Source organism: Streptomyces sp. NRRL S-337 (genome assembly GCF_000720175.1).
Lineage (GTDB): Bacteria > Actinomycetota > Actinomycetes > Streptomycetales > Streptomycetaceae > Streptomyces > Streptomyces siderophoricus.
The window spans coordinates 19,874-39,195 of sequence record NZ_JOIX01000030.1 but is presented as its reverse complement, the minus strand read 5'-3'; the positions used below and the strand labels follow the sequence as shown (position 1 = coordinate 39,195).

Here is a 19,322-nt window from a genome sequence, read left to right as displayed (position 1 = left end):
CTGAAACTCTGGAGGCCTCGGAGATCTCTGGGGCGGCCGCCGGGTGTGGCCGCTTCTGACCTGCTAGCGCTGCGTCTGCGTCTTCTGGGTGCCGATCGTGCCGGAGGTGGAGGAGGGCACGGGAGCAGCAGAGGTGGTGCGCTGGGCGATGAGGGCGTCGCGGATCTCGGTGAGCAGCTCGACCTCGGTCGGGGCCAGCGGGTTGTTGTCGACCGGCTTCCTGGCCGCCTGGCGCTCCTTCCACTTGTTCATCGGAAGGATCATGAGGAAGTAGACGACCCCGGCGGTGATCAGGAAGGTCAGTGCGGAACTGAGCACCGAACCCCAGAGGACGTAGATCCCGTCGGTGAACGCGCCCGTCTTCTTGTCCGTGTGGCAGGTGGTGAGGCACGCCTTGTAGTTGTCGAGGTTCTGCGAACCCAGAGCGCCGACGATCGGGTTGATCACGCCCTTGACCACGGCGTTGACGATGTTGGTGAACGCCGCACCGACAACGACCGCGACCGCGAGTTCGATCACGTTGCCCCGCATCAGGAATTCCCGGAACCCCTGCAGGACGCCCTTGCTCTCGCTCACCTGACAGCCTCTTTCCACGCTCACGACGCTCACCACGGACGGTGCACGAACAATCAGCACCGCAACTTACGGCAGGGCACAGCAGCGATGTCCAGTCGGGCAACACGAACCAGCGACCGAAGCCGCGATCGAGCCGGCGACTGAACCAGTGATCGGCCAGTGCGTCGGTGCTGGTCCGGCGGATGGGTTTCGTGCGGTGGGCCGGACCGACGGTTCCGGTACGGGCGGCGCGCCACCGTTGGCGCGACCGGCCCAGGCCCCCGCGGCAGGTGCCCCGCCACTCGCAGCAGTTTCGCGGGCGGTGTGCGGAGAAGCCACTCGATCTTGCGGCATGGCTACCGCCCTCCGATGGCCGCCGTCGACGGGCAGCCCGTCGCGGGTAAGGCTCGTACGGCCCCGTACGAGGCCGCACCGGCCAGTGCTGCGGCGGTCATCGCGAGCCCGGCGATCAGCATCCGGCGTGGCCCGGCCCTGCCCCATCCGCCCCCGCCGCCGCCGGCTCGTACCGGTGGAAAGTGGGGCACTTCACACCGTGGGGGAGTGGGGAGGGGCGGCGACGAGAGATCAGCCGAGCGATCGGACGGGAGAGCAGCAGAGGGAACGGGAGAGCACGAGGCGAGAGGGGCGAGTGGGGTGTACGGCGTAGTGGGCATGGTGGGACCGCCTTGGGTGGTGACGGCTCGTCGGCGACGCGGAGGTCGGAGATCGGAGATCGGAGATCGGAGATCGGAGATCGGACGAGCCTCGGTGGAATCGGCGAGCACCACCGTGCCGTATCGCGCCCGTGCCCGCTGTGGCCTGTGGAGAAGCTTCGGGATGGGGATAACTTCGCCACTCGGGTGGGGGACGAGCGGGGCAGGGGAAAGGCAGCGGGCCCGGGTCTGACCCCCGGCCCTGGTCCCGGCCCTGGTCGCCGGCCTGACCCCGGCCCGGCCCCGGTCCCCGGCCCGTCAGGCGTCCTACGGCAGTTCGATGCCCAGGTCCCAGCCCGCGTGGGCGTCGGCGCAGGGGCAGGTGCGGTCGGTGGACCGGGGCAGCGCGGCGACCGCGTCGAAGAGGACCTCGCGGAGCCGGCCGACATTCTGGGCGAAGACCTGGAGGACTTCCTCGTGGGAGACGCCGTCGCCGGTCTCGGTGCCCGCGTCCAGGTCGGTGACCAGGGTCAACGATGTGTAGCAGAGGCTCAGTTCGCGGGCCAGGACCGCCTCGGGGTGACCGGTCATGCCGACCACGGACCAGCCCTGGGCGGCGTGCCAGCGGGATTCGGCGCGGGTCGAGAAGCGCGGGCCCTCGATGACGACGAGCGTGCCGCCGTCGACCGGTTCCCACTCGCGGCCGCGGGCGGCAGCGAGGGCGGCCTGGCGGCCGGCGGGGCAGTAGGGGTCGGCGAACGTCAGGTGGACGACGTTGGGGACGCTCCCGTCGGGCAGCGGCTCGCCGTCGAAGTAGGTCTGGACCCGCGCCTTGGTGCGGTCCACGAGCTGGTCGGGGACCAGCAGTGTGCCGGGGCCGTATTCGGGGCGCAGCCCGCCGACCGCGCACGGGCCGAGGACCTGGCGTACGCCGAGCGAGCGCAGCGCCCACAGGTTGGCGCGGTAGTTGATGCGGTGCGGCGGGAGGCGGTGGTCGCGGCCGTGCCGGGGGAGGAAGGCGACCTGGCGGTCGGCGACCTCGCCGAGGAACACCGAGTCGCTGGGGCGACCGTAGGGGGTGTCGACCGTGATCTCGGTCACGTCGTCGAGGAAGGAGTAGAAGCCCGAACCGCCTATTACGCCTATTTCCGCGTCAGCCATGGCGGTCACCTTAGCGGGGGCGGCCACCGCCGGATCCGCCACCCCGGGATCCGCCACCCCGTGGGCATACATGCAGCGGACCGAGGCGGCAGGGGGCGGAGAGGAAGTGGACCGGCATGGCTGGTGGACCCGCCCGCGGCGCCGGGAGGAAATGGACCGGCATGGCGCGGACCCGCCCGTGGCGCCGGGAGGAAATGGACCGGCATGGCCTGGACCCGCCCGTGGCGCCGGGATGCGGCGGACCGGCATGGAGTGTGGACCCGCGTGGACCCGCATGCAGCGGGCCCCGCCGTCCGATGACGGCGGGGCCCGAAGGTGGCTGTGCTGCCGGCGCTGCCGGGTCGGGCTCAGGCCGCGGAGCTGGTGCTCGACGCGCTGCCGGAGGACGACGTGGCGGGCGCGGACGGCTTGCTGTCGGAGCTGGAGCTGCTCGACGAGGAGCCGGCGGAGTCCGAGGACGACGTCGTGCTCGACGAGGAGGAGCTCTTCGCGGGGCTGCTGCTGGACGACGAACCGCGGCTGTCGTTGCGGTAGAAGCCGGAACCCTTGAAGACGATGCCGACCGCGGAGAACACCTTCTTGAGGCGTCCGTTGCAGCTGGGGCACTCCGTCAGCGCGTCGTCGGTGAACTTCTGCACCGCCTCAAGGCCCTCGCCGCACGCGGTGCACTGGTACTGGTAGGTCGGCACTTGACTTCCTCCTGGCACTCTCACTCGATGAGTGCTAACGACGCTCCATATTGCAGTATTCCGGCGCGTCAGTCCACTGCGACCGGGCAGACGGTGACCGACCCCACGTCCGGGGCCGGTCCGCGACGGACGGCGGCAGGCGTTCGCCGGCACCCCGCCGGCACTCCGCCGGCACTGATCCGCCAGCACCTGTCCGCGCCCGTCCCGTCAGGCGTTCGCCAGCTCCCGCCCGCGGTCCTCGGCCGTCGGGCCCGTCCCGGTGGCGGAGTCGCTCCCGGACGCCGTGGCCGGCTCCGTCGTCTGCTCCGTCGCCGGGTCCGTTTCGGCCGCCGTGTCCGGCAGGTCCGAGCCGGTCACCACGGACGAGGAGCGCGGCAGCAGGTGGGCGCGCAGGGCCAGCAGCACCACCAGGGCCAGGGCCGTGCCGGCCAGGGGGACCAGGAAGCCGGTGCTGGGGCTGAAGCGGTCGGTGAGCTGGCCGGCGGAGGTGGCAGCGACGGCCTGGCCCAGGGCGACCGCGCCGGTCAGCCAGGTGAACGCCTCCGTGCGGGCGGCGGCCGGGACGAGGGACTCGACCAGGGTGTAGCCGGTGATCAGGGCGGGGGCGATGCAGAGACCGACGACCAGGCCGACGGCGCCCAGCAGCGGCACCGCGGTCACCGTCCACAGCGGGGTGGTGGCCAGCGCCAGCAGCCCGTAGGCGACCAGCAGCCGGCGGCGCGGGCCGACCTTCCAGGCGATGGCGCCGCAGGCGATCCCGGCGAGCATGTTGCCGCCGGCGAAGATCCCGTAGAGCAGGCCGTTGATGCCGGGCTGGCCGATGGCCTGGGTGAACGCGGTCAGCGAGACCTGCATGCCGCCGAAGACGGCGCCGATGCCGAGGAACGCCACGATCAGCACGCGGACGCCGGGGACCGACAGGGCCGAGACGCGCGGCCGGTCGTCGGCCCGCGCCTGGTGGACGGGCGGCTGGGTGCGGCGCTGGGAGGCGAAGAGCAGGCCGCCGGCCAGGGTCAGCACGGCCTCGGCGATCAGGCCGGCGGCCGGGTGGATGCCGGTGCACAGCGCGGTCGCCAGGACCGGGCCGACCACGAAGGTGAACTCGTCGGTCACCGACTCGAAGGCGGCCGCCGTCGGCATCAGCGGACTGCCACCGAGGCGGGACGCCCAGCGGGCCCGCACCATCGGGCCGACCTGCGGAGTCGAGGCGCCCGTGGGGACGGCCACGGCGAGCAGCGCCCACAGGGGCGCGTGCGCCAGGGCCAGGACGATCAGCGCCGCGACACCGGCGGTGTGCACGAGGATGCCGGGGATCAGCACCGCGCGCTGGCCGAAACGGTCGGCGAGCTTGCCGCTCTGCGGGGCGAACAGTGCCATCGAGACACCGGTGGCGGCCGAGACCGCGCCGGCGGTGCCGTAGGAGCCGGTGGTGGACTGGACGAGCAGCACGATGCCGATGGTCAGCATCGCGAACGGCTGCCGGGCCAGAAAGCCGGGCAGGAGGAAGGTCCACGCACCAGGGGTGCGGAGCAGTTGTCCGTAACCGGGACGGGAGTGCTTGACCGCGGATGCCACGGCCGGGCCTTTCTGCCGCCTGGTAGCGCGTCGCCGAGAGGTCGTCACGGGTACGCGCCGAGAGCTGTCCTCTCGCGCTGGACCGAGTGATACCGCGTGGTCCGCACCCCGAGAGGTGGCTGCAGGTGGCAGGGGACCGCGGCCGCCGAGCGGTCGCGCCAGCTCTGCATCAGGCAGAGGTGGTTCGTCGTTGTTCCTTCTTGATTGTACAGGCCCGAGCGGGGGAGGCCCTGGGATTAGCCAGCGCTTCACCCGCTTTTCCTTGGCTTTCTTGGAGATGTCCGCCACATTGCGGGGCAGCCCGCCACCATGGCCCCGCGGACGTCAGTGGTGGCCGTGACCGCGGCGCCGCGGGGCGGCGCCGGTGCCCAGCCAGCCGGCCAGCTTGCCGCCGCGGGAGACCGCCTGCAGCCGCCGCTCGGCCGCGTCGCGCACCGGGTCCGTGGCGACGACCAGCAGTTCGTCGCCGCGCCGCAGCACGGTCGACGGCGAGGGCACGAAACTGGAGCCGTCCCGGACGATGAGGGTGACCGCGGCGCCCGCCGGCATCCGCAGCTCGCCGACCTCGACGCCGTGCATCCGGGAGGCCGGCCCGATGGACGTCGACAGCAGATGGCCGCGCAGCCGCTCCAGCGGGGCGGACTCGATGCCCAGGTCGGCGGGCTCCTCGCCGTCGCCCAGCCGGAGGTGCCGGGCGAGCCAGGGCAGGGTCGGCCCCTGGATCAGGGTGTAGACCACGACCAGGACGAAGACGACGTTGAAGACGCCCTCGCTGCCGGGGACGGCGCCCACCATCGGGATGGTGGCCAGCACGATGGGGACCGCGCCGCGCAGCCCGGCCCACGACAGCAGGGTCTTCTCCTGCCAGGGCACGTGGAAGGGCAGCAGCGAGACGAACACCGAGGTCGGGCGGGCGACGAGGGTGAGGATCATGCCGATGACCAGGGCCGGCACCACGTCGTCGAGGAGGTTGTGCGGGGTGACCAGCAGGCCCAGCAGGACGAACATGCCGATCTGGCCGATCCAGCCGAGCCCCTCGGCGAAGCCGCGGGTGGCCGGGGCGTGCGGCAGCTTGGCGTTGCCGAGGATCATCGCGGCCAGATAGACGGCGAGGAAGCCCGAGCCGTGCGCCAGTGCGCCGGCCGCGTAGGCGGAGACCGCGATGGCCATGACGGCGATGGGGTAGAGACCGGAGGCCGGCAGCGCCACGTGCCGCATGCAGTAGGCGCCGAGCCAGCCGATCGCGAGGCCGAGGGCGGCGCCGATCGCCAGCTCCAGGGCGATCTCACCGAGGAGGACGTACCAGTGGTCGACCTCTCGGGCGGTGGAGAAGGCGACGACCAGGATGACCACCGGGGCGTCGTTGAAGCCGGATTCCGCTTCGAGGACACCCGAGAGCCGGGCCGGCAGCGGCACGCTGCGCAGGACGGAGAAGACCGCCGCGGCGTCCGTGGACGAGACCACGGCGCCGATCAGCAGCGCCTGCCGCCAGCCGAGGCCGGCCAGATAGTGCGCTCCGGCCGCGGTGACCCCCACGCTCACCGCGACGCCGACCGTCGACAGCACCGCCGCCTGGGGCAGTGCCGGCTTGATCTCTTTCCACTTGGTGCCCAGACCGCCCTCGGCGAGGATCACGACCAGCGCGGCATAGCCCAGGAGTTGGGTCAGCTCGGCGTCGTCGAAGACGACCCCGCCGAGGCCGTCCTGGCCGATGGCGATGCCTATCCCCAGGTAGATGAGCAGGCTGGGGAGCCCGCTGCGCGAGGAGAGCCGTACCGCGGCGACCGCGATGAGCAGTACGAGCGAGCAGAGCAGCAGGAGTTCGTTGAGGTGGTCGACAGTCAGGAGCTGGTCCTTCCTCGCACGGGTTCCGAAAAACGACGGTCCGGGGGTGGTCTTCGGGCGCTCTTTCCTTACCCTATCTAGTTACTGAGGCTAACAATTTACCATTGCTTGAAGGTTGGGGGTGCTGGTGGTGACTCCGCGTAGGGGTCGCCGAACCCGTGCGCCTATGGTTGCTCCAGCACTCCCACCCTGCCCCTCGAAGGACAGAGATGCCCGCCAACAAGTCCGGCCCAGTCCCCAGGAAGAAGAAGGGGCGGCGCGGCCGCCTCGTCGCCATCACGGTCGTGCTGCTGCTCGTGGCGGGCATCGGCTTCGGCGCGTTCTGGGGAGTCAGCACCGTACGGGCCTCGTTCCCGCAGACCACCGGCTCACTCAAACTCCCGGGCCTGGCCGACCCCGTGGACGTCGTCCGCGACGCCAACGGCATCCCGCAGATCTACGCCGACACCGACGAGGACCTCTTCCGCGCCCAGGGCTACGTCCAGGCCCAGGACCGCTTCTGGGAGATGGACGTCCGGCGCCACATGACCGCCGGCCGGCTGTCCGAGATGTTCGGCAAGAGCCAGGTCAAGACCGACGAGTTCCTGCGCACGCTGGGCTGGCACCGGGTCGCGCAGCAGGAATACGACACCAAGCTCTCGCCCAGCACCAAGAAGTACCTCCAGGCGTACTCCGCCGGTGTCAACGCCTACCTCAAGGACCACGAGGGCTCGGCGCTCTCCCTGGAGTACGCGGCGCTGGACTTCGAGAACGACTACAAGCCCGAGAAGTGGACGCCGGCCGACTCGGTGGCCTGGCTCAAGGCGATGGCCTGGGACCTGCGCGGCAACATGCAGGAGGAGATCGACCGGTCCCTGATGACCAGCCGCTTCAGCCAGCAGCAGATCAACGAGCTCTACCCGGCATACCCGTACAAGCGGAACAAGCCGATCGTGGACGGCGGCGCGGTCGACCCGGCCACCAAGAAGTTCACGCCCAAGGGCTCGGCCAACGCCACCCCGGCCGGCGGCGCCGTCACCGGACTCCGGTCCCAGCTGTCCTCGCTGTCCAAGACGGTGAACGAGGTCCCGGCGCTGCTCGGCCCCAACGGCAACGGCATCGGCTCCAACTCCTGGGTCGTCTCCGGCGCGCACACCGCCACCGGCAAGCCGCTGCTCGCCAACGACCCGCACCTGGCACCGCAGATGCCCTCGCTCTGGTACCAGATGGGCCTGCACTGCCGTAACACCGGCCCCAAGTGCGGCTACGACGTCTCCGGCTTCACCTTCTCCGGGATGCCCGGCGTCGTCATCGGCCACAACCAGGACATCTCCTGGGGCATGACCAACCTCGGCGCCGACGTCACCGACCTGTACCTGGAGAAGGTCAACGCCGACGGCTACCTCTACGACAACAGACAGCGGCCGTTCCTCACGCGCAAGGAGACCATCAAGGTCGCCGGCGGCGAGAGCCACCAGATCACCGTCCGCGCCACCAACAACGGCCCGATCGTCTCCGACCGCGACGACGAACTCGGCAACGTCGGCAAGGACGCCCCCGTGGGCAACGCCGCCCCGGACCGCGGCGACGGCTACGCCGTCTCGCTCCGCTGGACCGCGCTCGACCCCGGCCGCTCCATGGACGCCGTCTTCGAGCTCAACCGCGCCCACGACTGGACCGGCTTCCGCAAGGCCGCCGCGCACTTCGAGGTGCCCTCGCAGAACCTGGTCTACGCCGACACCAAGGGCAACATCGGCTACCAGGCACCCGGCCGGATCCCGGTCCGCGGCAAGGGCGACGGCCACTTCGACGGCACCTACCCGGCGCCCGGCTGGGACTCCCGCTACCAGTGGAAGGGCTACATCCCGCAGTCCGCCCTGCCGTACGAGTACAACCCCGAGCGCGGCTACATCGTCACCGCCAACCAGGCCGTCACCGACGAGAAGTACCCGTACCTGATCACCAAGGACTGGGGCTACGGCTCCCGCAGTCAGCGGATCAACGACCTGATCGAGTCGAAGATCAAGGACGGCGGCAAGGTCTCCACCGACGACATGCAGGCCTTCCAGAAGGACAACAGCAGTGAGATCGCCCGGCTGCTGACGCCCTACCTGACGAAGATCGACATCAAGGACAAATACGTCCGCGACGCCCAGCAGCTGCTGGAGGGCTGGGACTTCACCCAGGAGCCCGACTCCGCCGCGGCCGCCTACTTCAACGCCGTCTGGCGCAACACCCTCAAGCTCGCCTTCGGCAACAAGATGCCCAAGGAGCTGCGTCCCGAGGGCCAGTGCCTGACCGTCCGCCCGGCCGACGAGACCGGCCCCGCCGACGAGAACGACACCTACGTCCGCGAGTGCGGCGAGCGGGCCGGCGACACTGCCCAGCCCGACGGCGGCGACCGCTGGTACGAGGTCGTCCGCGACATCCTCGACGACCCCGGCAACGCCTGGTGGAAGACCGAGGACCGGCCCGGCCGCCCCGGCGACAAGAACCGCGACCAGCTCCTCGCGCACGCCATGAAGGACGCCCGCTACGAGCTGACCTCCAAGCTGGGCAAGAACATCGACAACTGGACCTGGGGCCGGCTGCACCAGATGTTCCTGAAGAACCAGACCCTGGGCACCGACGGCCCCGGGATGCTGCAGGGCCTGTTCAACCGCGGCCCGTGGAACCTCGGCGGCGGTGAGGCCGCGGTCGACGCCACCGGCTGGAACGCGGCCGGCGGCTACAAGGTCACCTGGGTGCCGTCGATGCGGATGGTCGTCAACCTCGCCGACCTCGACAAGTCCCGCTGGATCAACCTCACCGGCGCCTCCGGCCACGCCTACGAGGCCCACTACTACGACCAGACCGACAAGTGGGCCAAGGGCGAGCTGCTGCCCTGGGCGTACAGCGAGGACGCCGTCAAGAAGGCCGGCAAGGACACCCTGACGCTGTCGCCGTAAGGCCGCGGCCGTCATGAGCCGCCGGGCGGGCCGGAGATCTCCCACGGGACGATCTCCGGCCCGCCCGGCGGCGTTCGGGCCCGGTCCGGCGGACCGGTGGCGGCCGCGGGTCCGGCCGCGGTCCGGTGGCTCCGGCGTACGCGGCGGGCCGGCGGGCTCAGTGCCGGAACCGGTGCACCCCCGACGGGGTCACCGCGGCGTGCACCCGCCGGTCGTGCGGCTCGGCCGGCACCTCGTCCCGCACCTCCGCGTCGAACAGCAGCACCACCAGGTGCGCCGGGGACCCGGCCCGGTCCAGCCGCTCCAGCACCCGGTCGTACGAGCCGCCGCCGCGGCCCAGCCGCACCCCGTCGCGGTCCACCGCCAGCCCCGGCAGCAGCACCACGTCCGCCTGCGCGACCGCCTGCGGGCCCAGCCGCTCACCGGCCGGTTCGTGCAGCCCCCAGCCCGCCGGCACCAGACGGTCGGCACCCTCGTACGGCGCCCAGTCGAGATCGTTGTCCGGCATCAGCACCGGCAGCAGCACCCGCACCCCCGCCTCCCGCAGCCGGTCCAGCAGGGCCCCGGTGGGCGGCTCCGAGCCCATCGAGACGTACGCCGCGACCGTCGGCCGGCGGGCGCCCTCGTCCGCCGTCGACGGGGCGAGGAACGGCGCCAACTCCTCCAGTTCCAGGGTCCGTCGGGCCAGCGCCTCGCCCGCTGCCGCGAGGACATCCGGCGGCAATGATCTCCTTACCTCCTGGAGATCCCGCCGCAACCTTCGTTTCCTATCGTGCTGCTTGCTCACTGTGTGCCCTTGCTCCCGCTCTCATGCTCTATTCACCGGACCCTCATCATCGTTCCGAAAGGGCCGGTTATGGTGTCGCGCATGACTCCATCGCACACACGGATCAGCAAGGCTGTCATTCCGGCAGCCGGCCTCGGCACCAGGTTTCTCCCCGCCACGAAGGCCACACCCAAGGAGATGCTCCCGGTCGTCGACAAGCCCGCCATCCAGTACGTGGTGGAGGAGGCGGCCGCCGCCGGGCTCTCCGACGTCCTGATGGTCACCGGCCGCAACAAGCGCCCGCTCGAGGACCACTTCGACCGCAACTACGAACTCGAAGAGGCCCTGCACCGCAAGGGCGACGAGTCCCGGCTCGCCAAGGTCCAGGAATCCAGCGACCTGGCCACCATGCACTACGTCCGCCAGGGCGACCCCAAGGGCCTCGGCCACGCGGTGCTGTGCGCCGCGCCCCACGTGGGCGACCAGCCCTTCGCCGTGCTCCTCGGTGACGACCTCATCGACCCCCGCGACCCCCTGCTGGCCCGCATGGTCGAGGTGCAGGAACAGTACGGCGGCTCGGTCATCGCCCTCATGGAGGTCGACCCGGCCCAGATCCACCTCTATGGCTGCGCGGCCGCCGCCCCCACCGGCGACGACGACGTGGTCACCGTCTCCGACCTGGTCGAGAAGCCCGACCCGGCCGAGGCCCCCAGCAACCTCGCGATCATCGGCCGCTACGTCCTCGACCCGGCCGTCTTCGAGGTGCTGCGCAAGACCGACCCCGGCCGCGGCGGCGAGATCCAGCTCACCGACGCCCTCCAGGCGCTCGCCGCCGACCCGTCGCTCGGCGGCCCGGTGCACGGCGTCGTCTTCAAGGGCCGGCGCTATGACACCGGTGACCGTGGCGACTATCTGCGTGCCATTGTCAGACTCGCATGCGAACGTGAAGACCTGGGCCCCGACTTCCGGACCTGGCTTCGCAGTTACGTCACCGAGGAGATGTAGGACGTTGAACCACGCCACCGGCCAGACCAGCCACCCGGACCGCGTCTGGTCGGTGGCCGAGCACCTCGACGACGTCCTGTCGAAGATCGTCCCGCTGGACCCGATCGAGCTGCAGCTCCTCGACGCCCAGGGCTGCGTCCTGGTCGAGGACGTCACCGTCACCGTCCCCCTGCCGCCCTTCGACAACAGCTCCATGGACGGCTACGCGGTCCGCGCCGCCGACGTCGCGCAGGCCACCGAGGCCGCCCCGGCCACCCTGACCGTCATCGGCGACGTCGCGGCCGGCAGCGGCGAGCTCCCCGAGGTCGGCCCCGGCCAGGCCGCCCGCATCATGACCGGCGCCCCCCTCCCGCCCGGCGCCGAGGCCGTCGTCCCCGTCGAATGGACCGACGGCGGCGCCGGAGAAGGCCCGGCCGCCACGATGCGGGCCCACAGCGCCGCCCCGGAGGGCGCCGGCGGCGAGGTCCGTGTCCACCGCCCGGCCCCGGCCGGCGCCCACATCCGCGCCCGCGGCAGCGACGTCACCCAAGGAGAGCTCGCACTGCGCGCCGGCACCCTCCTCGGCCCCTCCCAGATCGGCCTGCTCGCCGCCCTCGGCCGCGGCACGGTCCTCGTCCGCCCGCGCCCCCGCGTCGTGGTGGTGTCCACCGGCAGCGAACTCGTCCAGCCCGGCGAGGCGTTGGGCCCCGGCCAGATCCACGACTCCAACAGCTTCCAGCTCACCGCCGCGGCCCGCGCCGCCGGCGCCCTCGCCTACCGCGTCGGCGCGGTCGCCGACGACGCCGAGACCCTGCGCGCCACCCTGGAGGACCAGCTCATCCGGGCCGACGTCCTGGTCACCAGCGGCGGCGTCAGCGTCGGCGCGTACGACGTGGTCAAGGAGACCCTGGCCGGCCTCTCCGCGGACGAGGGGAAGGTCGAGTTCCGCAAGCTCGCCATGCAGCCCGGCAAGCCCCAGGGCTTCGGCCTGATCGGCCCCGACGAGATCCCGCTGCTGGCCCTCCCCGGCAACCCCGTCAGCAGTTACGTCTCCTTCGAGCTGTTCGTCCGCCCGGTCATCCGCGCCCTGATGGGCCTGCCGGACGTCCACCGCCCGACCACCACGGCCCGCTGCACCGCCGCCCTCGCCTCGTCGCCCAAGGGCAAGCGGCAGTTCCTGCGCGGCTCCTACGACGCCGACGCCGGCACCGTCACCCCGGTCGGCGGCGCCGGCTCCCACCTGATCAAGGCCATGGCCCACGCCAACGCGCTGATCGTCGTCCCCGAGGACACCACCGAGGTCCCCGAGGGCGCGGACGTGGGCGTCGTCCCGCTCGGATAACCGGCCCCCGAAAACCCGTACCGGGTGCTCCGCGGCCACCGGAGGTACGGTGTCGTCCCACAGGCGGCAGTTTGGACCGGGAGAACGATGAGCAGCGGCCAGCAACACCTCACCCACCTCGACGCGGCGGGCGCGGCCCGCATGGTCGACGTCTCGGCCAAGGACGTCACCGCCCGCACCGCCCGCGCCCGCGGCCGGGTGCTGGTGTCGTCGCAGGTCATCGAGTTGCTGCGGGGCGAGGGCATGCCCAAGGGCGACGCCCTGGCCACCGCCCGTATCGCCGGGATCATGGGCGCCAAGCGCACCCCCGAGCTGATCCCGCTGTGCCACCCGCTGGCCGTCTCCGGGGTGAAGGTGGACCTCTCGGTCACCGACGAGGCCGTGGAGATCACCGCCACCGTCAAGACCACCGACCGCACCGGCGTGGAGATGGAGGCGCTCACCGCCGTCTCCGTGGCCGCCCTCACCGTCGTGGACATGATCAAGGCGGTCGACAAGGCCGCGGTGATCTCCGACATCCGCGTCGAGGAGAAGACCGGCGGCAAGTCCGGCGACTGGAGCCGGTCATGACCCCCGCCCGCGCCCTGGTCGTCACCGCCTCCAACCGCGCCGCGGCCGGCGTCTACGAGGACAAGGGTGGCCCGCTGCTCGCCGAGGGCCTGGCCGCCATGGGCTTCGAGGTCGACGGGCCCGAGGTCGTCCCCGACGGCGACCCGGTCGAGGCCGCCCTGCGCCGGGCCGTCGAGTCGTCGCGTTACGCCGTGGTCCTCACCACCGGCGGCACCGGCATCTCGCCCACCGACCGCACCCCCGAGGCCACCGCCCGGGTGCTGGACTACGAGGTCCCCGGCATCCCCGAGGCGATCCGCGCAGCCGGCCGCGACAAGGTCCCCACCGCGGCGCTCTCCCGCGGTCGCGCCGGCGTCGCCGGCAGGACCCTGATCGTCAACCTCCCCGGCTCCTCCGGCGGCGTCCGCGACGGCCTGGCCGTCCTGGCGGACCTGCTGCCGCATGCCGTCGACCAGATCCGCGGCGGCGACCACCCCAGACCCTCCGGGAGCACGAGCTGAACGCGCCCTGGCCCGTGGTCCTGACGGACGGTGAGATCACCCTCCGCCCCATAAAGCTGCGCGACCAGCGGGCCTGGCGCGAGGTCAACCGCCGCAACCGCGACTGGCTGCGGCCCTGGGAAGCCACCATTCCGCCGCCCCCGCCCGGTCTCGTCCCGCCGCACCGGCCCACCTACCGCCAGATGGTCCGCCATCTGCGCGCGGAGGCGCACGCCGGCCGGATGCTCCCGTTCGTCGTGGAATTCCAGGGCCGCCTCGTCGGGCAACTCACCGTCGCCGGCATCACCTGGGGCTCGATGTGCTCCGGCCATATCGGCTACTGGGTCGACCAGGAAGTCGCCGGCCGCGGTGTCATCCCGACCGCCGTCGCGCTCGCCGTCGACCACTGCTTCCGCAGCGTCGGACTGCATCGCATCGAGGTCTGCATTCGCCCGGAGAACGTTCCGAGCCGGCGGGTGGTGGAAAAGCTCGGTTTTCGCGAGGAAGGCATCCGCCCGCGCTACCTCCACATCGACGGCGCCTGGCGCGACCACGCGGTTTACGCCCTCACCGCGGAAGAAGTGCCCGAGGGCCTGCTCAGCCGCTGGCGCCGGGAGAAACCCAGCAGGCCCGGCACCGCCCCCGGTACTACGCCCCACAAATAAAATAAACGTTCGAATGCAATCCCCAATTGGCCGGATTGGGGTGGGTGCGGATCTCTACCATCACAAAAAAGTTCGAGATATCAGCCAGATCGTGCGACACACCGGCCCAATTGGCGGATGGCCCCCTGCAAACCCCTCTACCGTGTGAGTTGTGAGAAGCAGCGGCCTCATCTACGCAGTCATCGTCGGGGCCTGGGCCGCCTACTTGGTGCCGATGTGGCTCCGTAGACAGGATGAGCTCAACGAGGCCCGTCCGACCGAGCGCTTCAGCACCGCCATCCGGCTGCTGTCCGGACGTGCGGCCATGCAGCGCCGCTACGACAAGGCGCACGGGGAGTACCCCGCCGACGAGGCGGGCGACGACGTGGACCCGGACGACCCGGCCGACGAGGCCGCCGCCGGGCCCTTCACCGACCCCGTACCCGACGAGGAGCAGGTGGCCCCGCCCACCCGCGTGCAGCCCGCCCCGCCGCGGCCCTCGCTCGCCGAGCGGACCAAGCGCGCCAAGGTCCTCGCCCGCCGCCGGCGCACCATCACCATCCTGTTCCTCACCTTCACCACCGGCGCCATCGTCGCGGCCGTCGGCGGCACCCCCTTCCTCTGGGCGCCCGCCCTTCCCGCACTCCTCCTGACCGCGTACATCATTTACCTGCGCGCCCAGGAGCGCCGCCGCTTCGTCTTCACCATGGACCAGCGCCGCGCGGAGGCTGCGGCCCGGCGCCTGCGCGAGGGCCGCCGCCCCCGTCAGGCCGGCGACCAGCCGGCTGCCGACGTCCGCACCGAGCACCCGGCCGACGCCCGCGCCGACCACCCGGCCGACGCCGCGGTGGAAGCCCCCCGCCCGGCACCGCCTTCCCGTCCTTCCCCCACCGCCGGCCGCCGCGCCGTCGTCGAGGAGACCGACCACGCCGAGTGGGTCGACCAGCAGCGCGAACGCGAGCGCCCACGCCCCGCCGCCGGCAGCTGGGACCCCGTCCCGGTCCCGCTCCCCACCTACGTCACCGCCCCGGTCGCCCCGCGCGCCACCAGCCACGTCGACCTCGACGCCGAGGACGCCTGGAGCTCCGCCCGCTCCAGCGCCGCCGCCGAACGCCCGCAGCCCGACACCCCCCAGCAGGACCGCCCGGCCCCCGGCCGCCGCACCCGCGGCCGCACCCCGCTCTTCGACCAGTACGAGGACGAGGACCGCCCCCGCGCCGCCAACGAGTGACCCGCACCACACCGGCCGCCCCTCCGCTGACCAGCACCGGAAGCGATTTCCGAGCACCGCGACCGAGATGCTAGAGTTTCACTCGTCGCAAGGGCCTGTGGCGCAGCTGGTAGCGCACCTCGTTCGCAACGAGGGGGTCAGGGGTTCGAATCCCCTCAGGTCCACGCACTTCGCGAATCCCGTCCGATCGGTCAGATCGGGCGGGATTTTCGTTTGTGTGGGGCGGACTTTCCTTGCGGCAGGGGGAGTTCGCCGTCATGGGCCGCATGCAGGGTCGGACGTCACGTCAGGCGGATGCCGTGGCGGGCCAGGTAGGCGAGGGGGTTGATGTCGGAGCCGTAGTGGCGGCGGGTGCGGACCTCGAAGTGGAGGTGGGGGCCGGTGGCCCGGCCGGTGGCGCCGGCGTAGCCGAGGCGGGTGCGGGCGCGGACGCGCTGGCCGGGGTGGACGGTGATCCGGGAGAGGTGCCCGAAGAGCGTGTAGTGGCCGTCCCGCATCCGGACCGTGACGGCCTTGCCGTACGCGCCCGAGCGCCGGGCGAGGACGACGGTGCCGGGCCCGACGGACCTGACCTTGGCCCCGGCGCGGACCGCGAGGTCGACGCCGGTGTGGTGACCGGCCTGCCAGGCGCCGGGAACGCCGTAGGGCGAGCTGATGCGGTAGTGGGCGGCGACCGGGTGGGTCCAGTTGCCGGCGGGGGCGGCGAGGGCGACCTGGGCCGCCGTCACGGTGACGACGGGGCCCGCGGCCGCCAGCAGGGCGGCACGGAGGAGCGCTCTGCGAAGCGGGGTGCCTTTGCGGAACGTGGTCATAGTTGCGAGCCCACGCCCTCGGGCGGGCGGTCGCATCCCGGGACGGGCTGACGGGCCCCCGATCGGGTGGCAGTCCGCCGCGGTGCGGTGAGCTGTGGTGCGACGGGCGGTGGTGTCTTCCGTCGTTCTGCGTCCGGATGCGACGGCCCGGTGGTTCAGGCCATGAGGCGGTCGATCGTTTCGGCGACCGCGCCGGCGCCGTCCTCCGTGGCGAGGCGGGCGGCCGCGGCGCGGGCGCGGGTGAGGCGTTCGGGGCCGGTGGTGGCCTGGGTGAGGGCGTGGGCCAGGCGGGCGACGCCGGTCTCCCCGGTGAGGTGCGCGAAGGGGATCGGGGCGGTGGCGACGCCGGAGGCGGCCAGGCGGGCGGCCCAGAAGGGCTGGTCGGCGGTGACCGGGACGGGGACGGTGGGGACCCCGGCACGCAGTCCGGCCGCGGTGGTGCCCGCGCCGCAGTGGTGGACGACCGCCGCCAGGTGCGGGAAGAGCAGGGCGTGCGGCACCTCGCCGATGGTGAGGACGTCGTCCGCGCCGGGTGCGTGCGCGGCGGACAGGCCGGCCCAGCCGGACTGGAGGATGCCGCGGACCCCGGCGCGGCGCAGGGCCCGTACCGCCAGCTCGCCCAGGCGTTCGCCCTCGCCGCCCGCCATGCTGCCGAAGCCGATGAAGACCGGGGGCGGGCCGGCGGCGAGGAAGTCCCGTACAGCGGACGGGAGTTGGGCGTCCGGGGCGTGCCAGGGCCACCAGTTGCCGACCACGTCGAGGCCGGCGCGCCAGTCGGTGGGGCGGGGGAGGAGGGTTTCGCTGAAGCCGTGCAGGACCGGCCATCCGGCTGCTTCGGCGCGGCGCCGGACCGTGGCGGGCGTGGTGGGCGGCAGGCCGAGGCGGGCGCGCAGGGTGCGGGTGGCGCCGGCGTAGAGACGGTCGATGACGCGGAGGGAGAGGCGGCCCAGGGCGCGGTTGCCCGCTCGGCCCAGGGTGCGGCCGCCGCTGACGACGGGGGCGAAGTCGCCGGTGGGGGCCTGCGGGACCAGGAACAGGCCCAGCGACGGGATGCCGTGCGCCTCGGCGAGGTGGTGGCCGAGCGGTGCGGTGGTGGCGGAGAGCAGCAGGAGCTCGGTGCCGTCGTCGGCGGCGTCGGCCATGCCCCCGCCCAGTTCCTCGACGAAGGCGGCGGCCCGGCGCATCAGCGCACGGCGGCCGGGCGGGGCGCCCTCCGGCGGTGCGGTGTCGTCGGCCGGGCGCCGGCTGCGCGGGTCGGCGGGCAGCCGGCGGAACGTCAGGCCGGCGGCGCGGACGAGGGGCTCGTAGGCGTCGTGGGTGGCGAGCGTGACGTCGTGGCCGGCGGCGCGGAGCCGGGCGCCGACGCCGGTGTAGGGGGCGACGTCGCCGTACGAACCGGCGGCGGTGAGCAGGATTTTGGGCATGGGGCAGCCTTCGGGTGGTGAGGTGTTCGGGGTGTTCGGGGGGTTCGGGGTGGCCGGGAAAACCGGGAGATTGTGAGACCGGCGTACGGGATACCTGCGTACGCGATACCGGCGTACGGGATACCTGCGTACGCGATACCGGCGTACGGGATACCTGCGTACCGGGTTACGGCTGACGGGGGCGGCCCGCGGGGCGCGGAAGTCTCAGGCCATGCAGGTCATGCAGGCCATGCAGGTGCCCGGGGCGCGCCGGGCCTTTCAGGAGCCGTCGCCGTCCGGGTGGCGTACGGCGTTGGCGTGGACTGCGGTGCGCAGGTACGCGGCGAGGCCGGGGCGCTGTTCGGTGGGTGGGACGATCAGCGCGAACGCGCGGGGATCGGCGGCGAAGTCATCGGCGATCCGGCCGTGCATAGCGGTGGGGCATGGGGTGAACCAGCGGCTGATGTGCCGGCGGTGTTCCTCGGCGAGGTCCATGGCGCGCTCGCCGTCCGCGGGCTCCTCGGCGTCGAAGGCGGCGAGCAGCCGCCGGCGCCAGTCGGCGGCCTCGGCCATGAGCGTGGCCCAGTCGTCCTTGGAGTGCGCGGCGGCCCGGGCCATCGAGCGCTGGTGGCCCTCGCTGTGCTGCCACTTCAGATGGGCCTGGGTGGCGTAGGTGAGGTCGAAGGCCACCTCGCCGAAGACCTCGAACCGCTCCTGCGGCGTCAGCTCGACCCCGGTCTGCTGCACCTCCATGGCATGCTCCGCGACCTCGACCAGCCGCCGCAGCTTGACGATCTGCTCGTTGAGGAGCCGGTGCCGGGCGCGGAGGTGGTCGAGGGCGTTGGCCTGGGGGTCCGCCAGGATGGCGGCGATCTCCTCCAGCGGGAAGCCGAGCTCCCGGTAGAAGAGGATCTGCTGCAGCCGGGCGAGGTCGGCGTCGCTGTATTGGCGGTAGCCGGCGGGGCTGCGGTCGCTGGGGCAGAGCAGACCGGTCTTGTCGTAGTGGTGCAGGGTGCGCACCGTGATCCCGGCGAAGCCGGAGACCTGCCCGACCGAGTAGCTCATCGCAGCGCCTTTCGTCCCGTGGGGCCGTACCGCTTCAGGGTGCGGCCTGACGTGACGTGAGGGTCAAGCGGGCGGCCGGCCCGCGGGACGGACCGCCGCGGCCGGCCGGGTCCACCGCGGACCCGGCCCGGCTCAGGCGTTCGGATACCGCTCCTCCAGCAGGGAGTTCATCAGCGCCTGGACGTCCTCCCGGGCCAGCCCCTCGGCACGGGCCCGCTCCATCCAGGCGCGCAGTTCCTCGCGCAGCAGGGCGTCCGCCGCGGAGGTGGGGCGGGCGAGCGTACGGCTGACGAACGTGCCGAGGCCGGGGCGCGGTTCGACCAGGCCCTCGCGCTCCAGCTCGCGGTAGGCCTTCAGCGTCGTATTGGGGTTGACCTTGGTCGTCGCGGCGACCTGCGCGGCGGTCGGCAGCCGGTCGCCCTCGACGAGGATGCCCAGCCGCAGCGCCTGCTGGACCTGCTGGACGATCTGGAGGTAGGTGGCGACGCCGCTGCGGCGGTCGATGCGGAATTCCACGGCGCTCACCACCTCTCTGCTGCTTTCCCCCGTGCCGCCGGAACCGCCCCCGCGCCCCGCCCGGGCGGCGCCGGGGCCGTGCGGCTCGACCGCTTGATGATCGGC

Annotated in this window: 17 protein-coding genes and 1 tRNA gene; 8 read left to right on the top strand and 10 right to left on the bottom strand. The window is 72.5% G+C overall.

What is annotated here, in order from left to right; genetic code table 11:
- Window positions 1-63: 63 nt before the first annotated feature.
- From mscL to IG62_RS0121470, 5 genes are all read right to left on the bottom strand, one after another.
- Entirely contained in the window at window positions 64-576 is a 513-nt protein-coding gene (gene mscL, locus IG62_RS0121495; RefSeq protein ID WP_030805542.1) for a large conductance mechanosensitive channel protein MscL, read from the bottom strand.
- Between the two features lie 959 nt (window positions 577-1,535).
- Window positions 1,536-2,369: an S-methyl-5'-thioadenosine phosphorylase gene (locus IG62_RS0121490; protein ID WP_030805539.1), complete on the bottom strand. Its 834-nt coding sequence runs from the start codon at window positions 2,367-2,369 to the stop codon at window positions 1,536-1,538.
- Between the two features lie 347 nt (window positions 2,370-2,716).
- Entirely contained in the window at window positions 2,717-3,058 is a 342-nt protein-coding gene (locus IG62_RS44940; RefSeq protein WP_078872135.1) for an FmdB family zinc ribbon protein, read from the bottom strand.
- A gap of 207 nt (window positions 3,059-3,265) precedes the next feature.
- Window positions 3,266-4,633: an MFS transporter gene (locus tag IG62_RS0121475; protein WP_051798387.1), complete on the bottom strand. Its 1,368-nt coding sequence runs from the start codon at window positions 4,631-4,633 to the stop codon at window positions 3,266-3,268.
- A gap of 324 nt (window positions 4,634-4,957) precedes the next feature.
- On the bottom strand, window positions 4,958-6,478 hold the full coding sequence (locus IG62_RS0121470; RefSeq protein ID WP_030805528.1) for a potassium/proton antiporter: 1,521 nt from the start codon (window positions 6,476-6,478) through the stop codon (window positions 4,958-4,960).
- A 209-nt stretch (window positions 6,479-6,687) separates the two neighbouring features.
- On the opposite strand from IG62_RS0121470, the gene IG62_RS0121460 reads away from it, so the two are divergent.
- Window positions 6,688-9,405: a penicillin acylase family protein gene (locus IG62_RS0121460; RefSeq protein ID WP_030805522.1), complete on the top strand. Its 2,718-nt coding sequence runs from the start codon at window positions 6,688-6,690 to the stop codon at window positions 9,403-9,405.
- Window positions 9,406-9,562: 157 nt separating this feature from the next.
- Here the strand turns inward: IG62_RS0121460 and IG62_RS0121455 are convergent, their stop codons facing one another.
- Entirely contained in the window at window positions 9,563-10,162 is a 600-nt protein-coding gene (locus IG62_RS0121455; RefSeq protein ID WP_267887894.1) for a 5-formyltetrahydrofolate cyclo-ligase, read from the bottom strand.
- A 111-nt stretch (window positions 10,163-10,273) separates the two neighbouring features.
- On the opposite strand from IG62_RS0121455, the gene galU reads away from it, so the two are divergent.
- The 7 genes from galU (at window position 10,274) to IG62_RS0121420 (ending at window position 15,585) form a co-directional block, all read left to right on the top strand.
- The gene (gene galU / locus IG62_RS0121450; RefSeq protein ID WP_030805515.1) at window positions 10,274-11,176 is read left to right on the top strand and encodes a UTP--glucose-1-phosphate uridylyltransferase GalU; all 903 of its coding nucleotides are present in this window, start codon (window positions 10,274-10,276) and stop codon (window positions 11,174-11,176) included.
- 4 nt (window positions 11,177-11,180) lie between these two features.
- Complete coding sequence (gene glp / locus IG62_RS0121445; RefSeq protein WP_030805513.1) at window positions 11,181-12,497, top strand: gephyrin-like molybdotransferase Glp; 1,317 nt, start codon at window positions 11,181-11,183, stop codon at window positions 12,495-12,497.
- A gap of 87 nt (window positions 12,498-12,584) precedes the next feature.
- On the top strand, window positions 12,585-13,067 hold the full coding sequence (moaC, locus tag IG62_RS0121440) for a cyclic pyranopterin monophosphate synthase MoaC (RefSeq protein WP_030805510.1): 483 nt from the start codon (window positions 12,585-12,587) through the stop codon (window positions 13,065-13,067).
- On the top strand, window positions 13,064-13,567 hold the full coding sequence (locus IG62_RS0121435; protein WP_030805507.1) for a MogA/MoaB family molybdenum cofactor biosynthesis protein: 504 nt from the start codon (window positions 13,064-13,066) through the stop codon (window positions 13,565-13,567). The genes moaC and IG62_RS0121435 overlap by 4 nt, the downstream gene beginning before the upstream one ends.
- Before the next feature lie 14 nt (window positions 13,568-13,581).
- Window positions 13,582-14,211, top strand: coding sequence for a GNAT family N-acetyltransferase (locus IG62_RS0121430; RefSeq protein WP_030805504.1), 630 nt, complete (start codon window positions 13,582-13,584; stop codon window positions 14,209-14,211).
- A 151-nt stretch (window positions 14,212-14,362) separates the two neighbouring features.
- The gene (glpR, locus tag IG62_RS0121425; RefSeq protein WP_030805501.1) at window positions 14,363-15,421 is read left to right on the top strand and encodes a gephyrin-like molybdotransferase receptor GlpR; all 1,059 of its coding nucleotides are present in this window, start codon (window positions 14,363-14,365) and stop codon (window positions 15,419-15,421) included.
- A 91-nt stretch (window positions 15,422-15,512) separates the two neighbouring features.
- Window positions 15,513-15,585: transfer RNA gene (locus IG62_RS0121420), tRNA-Ala, on the top strand.
- Window positions 15,586-15,702: 117 nt separating this feature from the next.
- On the opposite strand, the gene IG62_RS0121415 is transcribed toward IG62_RS0121420, so the two are convergent.
- The 4 genes from IG62_RS0121415 to IG62_RS0121400 all read right to left on the bottom strand — a co-directional run bounded on the left by IG62_RS0121415 (window position 15,703) and on the right by IG62_RS0121400 (window position 19,229).
- A complete protein-coding gene (locus IG62_RS0121415) occupies window positions 15,703-16,233 on the bottom strand; it encodes a murein hydrolase activator EnvC family protein (protein ID WP_030805498.1) in 531 nt (176 codons plus the stop codon).
- A gap of 155 nt (window positions 16,234-16,388) precedes the next feature.
- Window positions 16,389-17,657: a glycosyltransferase gene (locus tag IG62_RS0121410; RefSeq protein WP_030805496.1), complete on the bottom strand. Its 1,269-nt coding sequence runs from the start codon at window positions 17,655-17,657 to the stop codon at window positions 16,389-16,391.
- Between the two features lie 258 nt (window positions 17,658-17,915).
- Window positions 17,916-18,701 (bottom strand): MerR family transcriptional regulator, encoded by a 786-nt coding sequence (locus IG62_RS0121405; RefSeq protein WP_030805493.1) that lies wholly within the window; start codon window positions 18,699-18,701, stop codon window positions 17,916-17,918.
- Window positions 18,702-18,833: 132 nt separating this feature from the next.
- Window positions 18,834-19,229, bottom strand: coding sequence for a GntR family transcriptional regulator (locus IG62_RS0121400; protein ID WP_030805490.1), 396 nt, complete (start codon window positions 19,227-19,229; stop codon window positions 18,834-18,836).
- Window positions 19,230-19,322 lie beyond the last annotated feature (93 nt).